This window comes from Exiguobacterium sp. UBA3491 (assembly GCF_002377745.1).
Classification (GTDB): Bacteria; Bacillota; Bacilli; order Exiguobacteriales; family Exiguobacteriaceae; genus Exiguobacterium_A.
Genome location: NZ_DFQK01000014.1, coordinates 6,816 through 17,505 on the forward strand (window position 1 = coordinate 6,816; position 10,690 = coordinate 17,505).

The 10,690-nt window shown below is 49.2% G+C and carries 8 protein-coding genes; 2 read left to right on the forward strand and 6 right to left on the reverse strand.

The window, feature by feature from the left end; all coding sequences use genetic code 11:
* Positions 1 to 91: 91 nt before the first annotated feature.
* From B4F99_RS04895 to B4F99_RS04915, 5 genes are all read right to left on the reverse strand, one after another.
* Entirely contained in the window at positions 92 to 1,201 is a 1,110-nt protein-coding gene (locus B4F99_RS04895) for an MFS transporter (protein ID WP_290755723.1), read from the reverse strand.
* 144 nt (positions 1,202 to 1,345) lie between these two features.
* Complete coding sequence (locus tag B4F99_RS04900; RefSeq protein ID WP_290755725.1) at positions 1,346 to 3,901, reverse strand: sensor histidine kinase; 2,556 nt, start codon at positions 3,899 to 3,901, stop codon at positions 1,346 to 1,348.
* Positions 3,902 to 4,109: 208 nt separating this feature from the next.
* Entirely contained in the window at positions 4,110 to 4,556 is a 447-nt protein-coding gene (locus B4F99_RS04905; RefSeq protein ID WP_290755727.1) for a hypothetical protein, read from the reverse strand.
* A 71-nt stretch (positions 4,557 to 4,627) separates the two neighbouring features.
* Positions 4,628 to 5,047 (reverse strand): hypothetical protein, encoded by a 420-nt coding sequence (locus tag B4F99_RS04910; RefSeq protein ID WP_290755729.1) that lies wholly within the window; start codon positions 5,045 to 5,047, stop codon positions 4,628 to 4,630.
* Complete coding sequence (locus B4F99_RS04915; protein WP_290755731.1) at positions 5,047 to 7,164, reverse strand: DNA topoisomerase III; 2,118 nt, start codon at positions 7,162 to 7,164, stop codon at positions 5,047 to 5,049. Before B4F99_RS04915 ends, B4F99_RS04910 begins: the two co-directional genes overlap by 1 nt.
* 44 nt (positions 7,165 to 7,208) lie before the next feature.
* Between B4F99_RS04915 and B4F99_RS04920 the strand changes: the two genes are divergently transcribed.
* Positions 7,209 to 8,105 (forward strand): DMT family transporter, encoded by an 897-nt coding sequence (locus B4F99_RS04920; RefSeq protein WP_290755732.1) that lies wholly within the window; start codon positions 7,209 to 7,211, stop codon positions 8,103 to 8,105.
* A gap of 46 nt (positions 8,106 to 8,151) precedes the next feature.
* Here the strand turns inward: B4F99_RS04920 and B4F99_RS04925 are convergent, their stop codons facing one another.
* Positions 8,152 to 9,612: an MDR family MFS transporter gene (locus tag B4F99_RS04925; RefSeq protein ID WP_058712922.1), complete on the reverse strand. Its 1,461-nt coding sequence runs from the start codon at positions 9,610 to 9,612 to the stop codon at positions 8,152 to 8,154.
* 145 nt (positions 9,613 to 9,757) lie between these two features.
* Between B4F99_RS04925 and B4F99_RS04930 the strand changes: the two genes are divergently transcribed.
* Positions 9,758 to 10,573 carry an SDR family NAD(P)-dependent oxidoreductase gene (locus B4F99_RS04930; RefSeq protein ID WP_023467637.1) on the forward strand — a complete coding sequence of 272 codons (816 nt, stop codon included), beginning with the start codon at positions 9,758 to 9,760 and terminating at the stop codon, positions 10,571 to 10,573.
* The last annotated feature ends 117 nt before the right edge of the window (positions 10,574 to 10,690 follow it).

A 10,690-nucleotide genomic window follows, 5' to 3' on the forward strand; every position in this document is an offset into this window, starting at 1 on the left:
TCTTTTTGTTACGAGATAAGGATAGCAGATTATCATTCTGCCATCCTTATCTTTGTAGAGACTGACTTTTGAGTCAGCCCCTTTTTTTGATTCAGTTCTGACGCATTCGAGTCACACTATACAACAGAAGCAGCATAAGTGAGACGAGACCGAGCGCGGCATAGGTCATCTGAAGCGAGAAGACACGTTCGACGAAGACGAACAGCGTACCGGTTCCAAGCACAGCTAACCGTTCAATGACTGAGATCAGCGACGTAAACGTTGCACGTCCATTTGGCGGCGCAACTTCTTGGATGATAGTGGTCAAATAAGGCTCAGCCCAGCCATAGCACAAGTACAGCGTTCCGAGTAACCCGATACTGACGAGCGGAGAGGCAACCGACAATCCGGTAAAACACACGATATAGATCATCGCCCATCCGACCGGAGATCGGAACCGAGATAAGGACGCGCCGGTCGCCTGCATGATTTGAAATAACACGAAAACGAATCCGAAATGGACCATCGGTATCGTTTGATCCCGTAGATAAAGTTGCCAAAACTCATCGACGAAATCAATCGTCGCCCCGTATAACAAGACAAGACAAAGAATTCGGACGTAGACGCGTCGAAACGAAAAACCGTTTAGCAATGTCTTTAATGAACTCGTCTCTCCGTCTTGTTCTCGCGATGCTTCCTTTAAGAAAAACGTCAGCAGTACTGTTCCGAGCAATACCCACCAGGACACGTGATAGTGCCAAATCAAGTCTACCGATCGCACGGCGTAACTCCCGACGAGTGCCGCAAGTCCAGACGTCAATAAACCACCGATTGAAATCAGTCGCCAGACCGGCTCGAATCGCTCTTCTATCCTTTGCATTCGCAATGTTTCATAGACGTGGGCTTCAAGCGCTCCACTAAGTGCTGCGCCACCGATGCCGGCAAGGACCATCGCCAAGAGGAAGGCAGGTAATGAGTAGGCTTCAAGCAACACCGTAAACGATAACCACTCACATACGAAACCAGCCAGAATGAACGGCTTTCTGCCCCACCGATCGGATAACAAACCGAACGGGACCTCACCAATCAACATCACCCAAGCAAAGACGATTTCTGCGATGACGACGTCGGCAATGCTCATTCCCCGGTCTTCCCAGTAAAAGCGCTCAATCACATAAGCTGGAATGAACGAACTACTAGCTTCGATCAGGATCCAAAGCATGAGTGATCGTCGGACTTAACAAGGCCATCTGCTTCGCCGCATCTCCTCACTTCCTTTCTATTTGATAGTAGTTAATTCCCGTTTTGCAGATGAAACCAACAAAAAAACGCCCTTTGATTAAAAAATCAAAGAACGCTTTTGACATTAACAGTCATCTGCCGATTCCGTGACCGGTACGACGGACTGGACGATCGGTAGTTCGACGATGAACGCGGACCCGACACCTTCTGTTGATTCGACATGAATCATCCCTTCGTGCGAACGAACAATTTCCTGACAAATCGCAAGACCAAGACCGGTACCGCCGATTTTTCGACTATCCGAATTATCGACTCGGTAAAACTTACTAAACAGTTGTGGTAACGCGTGACGCGGAATGCCGATTCCCTCATCTTCGATCTTCAGCTGTACACGATCTTCGACTTGACGCATCGTGATCGTGATTTGACCACCATCCGGTGAATACTTGATTGCATTATTGATCAGGTTCGTGAACAGCTGACGCATTTTTTGTTCGTCAGCATGAATCCGCCCCGTCGTCGTTTCTTCAAAATCAAGGACTAGCTCGTGATCTTTTGCCGAAGCCGTATGGAACTCGACCGTTTCCTGAATGACTTTCGTCAAATCAAGCGGTTTGAAGTCATATTGTTGCTGACTCGATTCCATGCGCTGGACATCGAGGAAGTCGTTGACGAGGTTCGTCAACCGTTCGGTTTCTGCATGAATCGTCTCGAGATACCGTTGACGTTTTGATTCCTGGACGTCGCGCGCGAGCATTAATTCCGTGTAGCCGTAAATCGAGGCAAGCGGTGTCCGTAACTCATGCGAGACGGTCGAGACAAATTCCGATTTCATCCGGTCGATTGCTGTCTCTGCTGTCACGTCACGTAAGACGAGCATCGTGCCACGGAAACAACCACCGTAATGAATTTCCTCTGCATACAGCGTGACAAATCGCTCTTCCTTGTTTAAGGACAACGCCAAGCTCTCCGTCGGAATTTCCTGACTGCAGACATGATCCATGTAGGTTAAGAACGCCTCATGTTGATCGACTTGCACTGCCAACTCTTCGATTTTGACGTCGAGCGTCATCAATCCTTCTTCCGCCACTTGATCGTGCGCAGGATGATGGAATAAAGCGAGCAATGGTTTATTGGCAAAAATCGTCTCTCCTTCGATATAGATGACCGCTTCCCGAATCGAATGGAGAAGTTTGGACGTCTTTTCCCGTTCTCGTTCGACTTCTTCAAAGACACGCATCCGGAGCAAGGAGAGTGCCAATTGACGGGAGAACGACCAGATTTCGTTCGTCTGCTCTTCCGTAAAGGCATCCCGGTAACGGACGAGATAAATGCTTGCAATCATTGTGTTCGTCGCTGGATCCATCACCGGTACGACGATTTCGTACATCGCGTACGGATATGGGAGCGGATGATGACTCGCGACTTGTTTTGTCGAGCGAACAGCACGCTTGTTTTGACGTGTGCGTTCGAGTAATGACGTCGAAGCATGTAATAACTGGTGCTCCTGAGCTGCCGTCATCCCGTAAGAGACGAGATCCGTATAGCGGTCTTGCTCTAGGAAGACGATTGCTCCGAGCTCCGCATCGGTAATCGTAATCAATTTTTCGATGATCGCCGGATACGCCGTCAACGTTTCGCGAGACGCAAGTGTCTCGGTCAACTCATTGCGATAACGCAAATGGGTCTCGTTACGTAACGTGATGTCGAGTGCTTCTTCGAGTTCTTCCTGTTGCGATTGAAGTTCTTCTTGCTGGGCAATTAATTCTTCCTGTTGACTTTGTAGTTCGTCGTTACTTGCGACGAGTTGATGTTTTTGCCCGGAAATGGCGGCTGCCATCTGGTTGAACGTCGTCGTCAACTCACCAATCTCATCTTGACGATTCGTGATGACGATCGGTGTCGCATCCTCACCTTTAGCGAGTCGTCCACTTTCCCGGTTCAACTGACGCAACTGACGCGTCAAGCGGCGGACGAATGGTCGGACGAAAACGAGAGTAATCAATAAGAGGATTGCAATATTGACGGCTCCGAGAATTTGCGACGAGTTGACTTGTTTACCAAGCTGCTCTTGCGCCGCCATCTCTTGATCGTTTAAGGAATTACGATATTTTGTGAAGACCGTCTCCATATCAACGATACTTGAACTCATATCAGCTGCACTCTTCGTCTTGATGTTGAACTTCCGCTGTGGATCGAGTGGTTTTGATTTCGTGACCTTTCCAAGCGTCGGCATCTTCAAGAACGGTTCCGTCACTTTGCCGTCTTTTTTCGCCGCGACATAATTGACGAGGCTCGGCATGACGCGTTGGGTATACGCTGTATAGAGTTCCCGTGCGTCCGTTGCATACTGCCGTTCTTCTTTGAAGCGTGCATTGCGCTCGAACCAAGTCGTTTGTTGATTGATGCCATTTTTCTTTGCTTCGATTTCTTTTAACATCTCTTCGTCACCAAGCAAGACGAAGCCACGCATCTCGTACTGCATGCTTTGCCATGATTCGTACAAATCGGTCGCCCGTGTCCGATGTTCGTTTAACATCTTTAATTGTTGGCGTGATTCATCCACCTGTTGTTTCGTATATAGGTAGACACCACCTGTCGTTAGCAGCAGTGTCAGAAAAATCACATAAAACGCAGACATGATTTGCCGTCCAATCGTTCGATTCAGCCATGTTTTCATTAAAGGAATTCAACTCCTTTCCCTTTATCATTCTCCAGCAATAAAGGTATTCCCGTCCATTCATTGTAAACTTTTTTCAATCGATACACAGCATTCTGCTCAAAAAGATTTCAATTTCATACAACTTTAATCTAAATCGTTGTATATGACAATTAGATGTCACGATTCGATCGTTTTCAACAAAAAAAGAGCCCCTCAGGACCCTTTTTTAATGATGATGGTGATGGCTATGGCTCCGGACCGGCTGTTCGTCCGCTAAATGATCCGCATCCAAAATACCGAGCCGTAAGTACTGGGCGACGACTTGTTTTTTCGTCGCTTCGGAAATCTGATCCGTTCCTTGGACAAGCTTTAAGATGCCGGTCGCAATCCGGAACGGTTCGAGATTCGTCTTTTCAACCGGAAAACTTGTCAACGTTTCTAAGTAAGCGACGTAATTCAGTGCATCCGATTCATTCGGACTGACGAGACGCGCCGCATACTCGCGCAGTTGTTGCGTCAATGAATTCGTTGAGATTCCCTTTGAGGCTGCAGAGATGACTCCAAACAGAATGAACCCGATGATGAGAACAAAAAATCCGACCATGAAAATCGGCATGCCCGAGAAGAAGCCGTCGCCTCCCAGTTCGCCTTCCATGAATGCTACTGTGAACATAGTGAACCCTCCAAATGAATAGAATGATGACGATCACTTATCCTACGTCATCCTCTTCAAGAAAGTTTCACCTAGTTAGGTAGTTTTTGCAAGTCAGCTTGGAACCAGTCTTCAACGAAGAAGCGTTCCGTCTCCGTATCAATTTGATATGAATACAACACTTCGAAGTCGCCCTCCGTCAGCATCGGTAACGTCAATTCGCGTACGAGTTGGCGTAACTCTTCCGTCAACTCAGCTTCGTAGCGGATGAATCCATCTTCCCGGTGCTCGACTTCCGTCAAGTACGGAAGCAGGATATGCTTGCCGAATGATTGTGGATCATCGATCACTTCCGCAGTCACACCAAAAAGTTCTTCTGCTTCTTCGACCAGTCCTTCTGCCGACTGTACCTCAATATGGTCCGGAAACCAGACCGTCAAGCGGCGCCCTTCTTGTAACAGTCGTTCAAAGACAGGACGAAACGTTTGATTTTGAATCAGTTCGTATTGCATCAGTCTTCCCCTTTCGTGAATTCGAATTTTAATTGATCGCGTTCGAGATATAGCATCGCCTTAAACTGGCGCGCATTCTTTTTCATCTCGAGTGGCTTTGTTTTTTGACCCGCTAGTACTTTTTTGACTTCCGTTTGCGTCAGTCGGGCACCAAGGATCGTTTTCGGTAACGTAAAGCCACAGTTGTTCTTTTGATAGCCACTGCAGCCATAGAACTTCCCACGATCAAGCACTGCTGATTGACACAGTGGGCAGGGACCGACCGGACGATTCGTTGCACCCCGCGGGGACTTGCTTTTGACTTGTGTCGGATCAACGGCGAGTTGTTCAATTCGTTGTTTAGCATCGACGACGAGATGCTCCGACAATTTCTTCGCCTGTTCAATGAACTGGGCAGCAGATGCCTCCCCTTTGCCGATTTGCTCGAGACGGCTCTCCCACTTCGCTGTCATCTCTGGCGAAGCAAGAATACTCCCCGTCACGGCATCAATCAAAATCCGACCTTTTGGCGTCGGATGAATCTCTTTTTTGACGAGTTTGATGTATTCCCGCCGTTTTAGTCCGTCGATGATCCCGGCACGAGTTGCTTCCGTCCCGAGTCCCTCGACTTCCTTCATGATCGCTTGCAAATCGTCTTCAAGCAACTTACCAGCTGTTTTCATACCGAGGATGAGCGTCCCTTCCGTATAGCGTTTCGGCGGCTCCGTTTGTTTCTCGAGCAGTCGACAGCCTTTGATCGGCATCTCTTGTCCTTGTTCGACGGCTGGCAATTCGACTTCTTTTGACTCGATTTGTAAGACCTGTTTAAAGCCCGGATCAATCGTCCGACTGCCGCGCGTCAAAAAACGGTCCATCTCACGCGTCGTCACGATTTCCGTCTTCTCCGAGACGGCGTCCGGTGCAAAGGCAGCAAGAAAACGGCGAACGATTAAGTCGTAGACTTGCGCATCTCGTCCGGAGAGCTTCGCGACGGCACCCGCTTCTTCTGTTGGAATGATCGCATAGTGATCGCTAACCTTCGCCGGATTAACGTAACGTTTATCGTTAGCTGGATTTTTCGTCAGGACATCCTTGATTGGACTATATTCCGCTTGCTTCAGTAACCGATCAAGAATGACCGGGAACTGTCCCGCCTCCTCTTTCGTTACGAAGGAAGAGTCCGTTCGTGGATAACTGATCCAACCACGGATATAGAGTTTTTGCGCGATATCGAGCGTCTCTTTTGCACCGAGACCAAACCGTCGGCTCGCTTCTGTTTGTAAGAGCGACAAACTGAACCAAAACGGTGGACGTTCCGTCTGACGTTTTTTTTCGATTGATGCGACGACTCCGGTTCCTTTCGTCCGATCCACGATCGCTTGTGCCTGTTCCCGGTCACTCAGCTTCGTCTGTTTCTTTGCGTTGATGTATTTTCCTTTGTATCGCGTAAAATCCGCCTCGACTTCGTAGTACGTCTCCGGTAAGAAATTCTCGATCTGTTTTTCCCGTTCGACGATCAGTGCGAGCGTCGGTGTCTGGACTCGTCCGAGGGAAAAAACGTCGGCGATGCCCTTCTTCTTCAGTAACGTCGTATACGCACGGGACGCATTCATCCCGATCAGCCAATCGGCGCAAGCGCGACTCATCGCCTCATGGAAGATGTTTTCTGTTTCCTTTCCATCAAGCAGATTCGCAAACCCATGGTCAACCGCTTGAGGCGTCAAACTCGAAATCCAGAGTCGTTGCAGTGGTTTTGCGTTGTTCGCGAGACGTAAGATCAATCGGACGATTGCCTCTCCCTCTCGCTCGGCATCCGATGCTATAATGATGGAAGTCGTCGTCCGCTCATTCAATAGTTTCTTGATGACTTGGTACGGTTTACTCTTACCTTTTGCCAGTCGGTAATCAAATCGTTCCGGGATGATCGGCAGATGATCGTAGTTCCATCGTTTCCATTTGGCGTCATAATGCGCCGGCTCCTGCAGTTCGCATAAGTGTCCGACCGCATAGGCGAGTTTTGCTCCTTGCGGAAACCGGTCACATGGTTTGATTTCAATGTAGCCGTCCCGCTTCACGGACGGATACGGAGCTGCCAGTTTTTCCGCTTGTTTTGGTTTTTCAGCAATGATCAATTGCACACGCTTCACCCTCATTTCCTTACTTCAGACATGTGGAGGTACCCATGCCCTATTTTACGTTATTCATGGCTTTATTCTTTATTTCAACATCAGCAATCTTCGTCAAGTGGGCGGAGACACCGATCGAGGCTGTCGCCTTTTACCGCATGTTGTTTTCGACCTTGTTGTTGCTCCCACTCATTCGATTGAAGGAACTGTTGCAACTCAGTTCGTCAACGATCCGGCATATGCTATTAAGTGGCGTTTTGCTCGCCGGGCATTTTTGGCTGTGGTTCCTCTCTCTTGATTATACGACAGTTGCGAGCTCGACGCTCTTCGTGACCGCGAGTCCGATTTTTGTCCTGGCCGGTAACGCGTTATTCTTCAAACAACACCCGTCGCGCAAAGCACTCCTGTTCGTCGCTGTCGCCTTATTTGGTGGCGGTCTCGTCGCTTATGGAGATATCGCTGTCGGCATGCGCGCCTTGATCGGGGACGGTCTTGCCTTGCTCGCAACGATTTTAGTCGCTGGTTACTGGTTGCTCGGTCAACACGTCCGCACAAGCGTCTCGACGAACCTCTATTCGTTCGGCGTCTATGCCGTGGCGTCGATCGTTCTGCTTTTATTATCGTTGATTCAATCAACGAATCTCGTCGCTGCGTTCCAACAGGATTGGTGGCTGTATATTCTTCTCGCCGTCTTCCCGACGTTACTCGGTCACAATTTATTCAACTGGGCGCTCGCCCGTGTCAGCGCCAGCATCGTCAGTATCACGATTCTTGGTGAAGCGGTTTGGGGGATGATCTTCGGATACTATCTGTTCGATGAGAAGCTGACATGGATTCAAATCACCGGTGCCGCTTTACTATTGATCGGAATCGGATTGTTCCTCCGACGCAACGAACGCGATATTCGCGAACAACTCGCCCAGCGTGAGAGTGCCACTAGTCAATCTTCTTAATGACAAAAGCGAACCAGGATGATGATCATCCTGGTTCGCTTTTTCATTACGATCGTGGATCGTCAGGTCGAACTTTCGGTAAACGCCATGTCATCGCGAACGCAAGAATCGCACAAAGAACGCCACCGATGAATACGTAACGTAATCCATGTGATAACGCGATTTCTGCCGCATACTGCACATCCTGTCCGAACGTTTTTGCCGTACTCGATTGGAAAAATGGATCAATCGCGTACCCTGAGAGCGTGTCCGACGCTGAAAACGAACGAAGGATGGATAGGTTGAAGATCGTACCGAAGATCGCAACACCGAGCGTCTGTCCCGTCGTACTCAAGAACGAGTTGACGGCCGTCGCTGAGCCACGAAGTGACCAATCGACGGAAGTCTGCAGGACGACCATGAAGACAGGTTGTGAGAGACCAAAACCAATTCCGATCAGCGAAACGGCAAGATAGATGAAAACATCACTTGATTCGCGCGTGATCAACGATAAAATCACTGTACCGACGATCAGCAGTCCCATTCCTGTCATCGTCCGATACCGGGGTGAGGCGACACCAATCGTCCGTCCACCGATGATGGCGGTCAGCGTCCAAAAAAGCGACAGTGGCATCAACATGAAACCAGCTTCGGTCGGACTCTTCCCGAGTACCCCTTGGGCAAAAATCGGAATATACGCTGACATCGAAACGAGCACCCAGGCGGAAAAGAAGACCGCTAAGTTGATCACGAGAATGACCGGATGGCGAATGACTGCTGGTGGCAAGAGTGGATCGCTCGCCTTTTTCTCGACCCGATAAAACGTGAACAATAATACGAAACTAATGAAAAAGCTCGCTAGAATGATCGGCCGCAAGAACGTCTCCGACTCACTGCCCGACAATAAACCGTACAGAAACGCACTCATCCCGAGCGCAAACAATAAGGCACCCCGGTAATCGATTTTCCGCTCCGTTTCCCTGACCGTCTCTTTGTAGTAAACGACGATCATGAAAAACGATAATAAGGCAAACGGTACGTTTAGTAAGAAAATATACCGCCACGAAAGCGATTCGACGAGGAATCCACCGACGAGTGGTCCAGCGACACCCGAAATCCCCCACACGGCACTGAGCACTCCTTGGATTTTCCCTCGTTCCTCATATGTATACAAATCACCGATGATCGTCATTGCAATCGGCAATACAGCTCCTGCCCCGATTCCTTGAACGGCGCGGAAAACGATCAACATCTCCATCGATTGAGCGAGTCCACAGGCTAACGAAGCGACGGTGAAGACGCCGATCCCGAATAACAGAACCCGTTTTCGACCATATAAATCTGCCATCTTGCCGTAAATCGGTGTTGATACCGCCATGAACAACAAGAACCCGGCAAAGATCCAACTGACTAATTTCGCCCCGTTCAATTCACTCGCCATGACAGGTGTTGCTGTTGCGACGATCGTCCCCTCGATCGCGGCTAAAAACGTCGCGAGCAACAAGGCGACGGTTACTTTTTTCCTCATCTGTTCCACTTCCCCTCTACTGTTCTATCATACTGGTTGGACCAGTGATAAGAAAAGTAAATGCTTATGAAACAGGATTCGCGGGAACGGTATGGAATGGTATACACTAGACTCAGATTCACGATTTTGAATGGAGGAATGTCCTATGTTACGAAAAACGGCACTGATTACCGGTGCATCGGGTGGAATCGGACTCGATCTTGCTGTCCTCGCGGCGCGAGATGGCTTCGATTGTGTCCTCGTTGCCCGCAATGAGAAAAAATTGAAGGAGCTTCAACAGGTCCTTGAAAAACGCTATCAGATCAAGGTCTATGTATTCGCTGCTGATTTATCACTGAGCGACAGCGTTGATCGTCTCGTGCAGTACTTAGAGGAACAAGAATTGACGGTCGATCTATTGTTCAATAACGCTGGCTTCGCTACATCAGGACGCTTTGCGGAAATCGATCCAACAGAAGACATTAACTCAATTCAGGTCAACGTCGTCGCCTTGACGGATTTGACGAAACGTCTCTTACCGGGAATGGTCGAACGTGGCTTTGGACGCATCTTGAATGTCGCGTCGGTCGCTGCCTTCATGCCAGGACCATACATGAGTGTTTACTATGCAACGAAAGCCTACGTCCTGTCGTTCTCGGAAGCACTTGCGACAGAAGTCGACGGCTCGGGTGTCAGTGTGACTTGTCTCTGCCCGGGACCGACCGATACGAACTTCTTCGATCGAGCGAACATCACGCTACCATTTAAGAGTATGCCGTCGCACCTCGTCGCCTTCGCCGGGTACCGTGGGATGCTCAAAGGACGCCGCGTCGTCGTTCCAGGCGCAAGCAACCGCGCCATGGTTTCCTTGTCCCGTCTCTTGCCACGCCGTCTCCTGACCGAAGTGACAGGTCGAATTCAAGATCCTGCTCGCCAGCAAGAATCGTCGACAGAAGAAGAACTCCTGTACGCCAATTCCTAAAAAATGAGACTGATTCAAAAGTCAGTCTCTACAAAGATAAGGGTGGCAGAATGATGATCTGCCACCCTTATCTCGTAACAAAAGAATGATGCGTCACACGCCACTCCTACAGGAAAA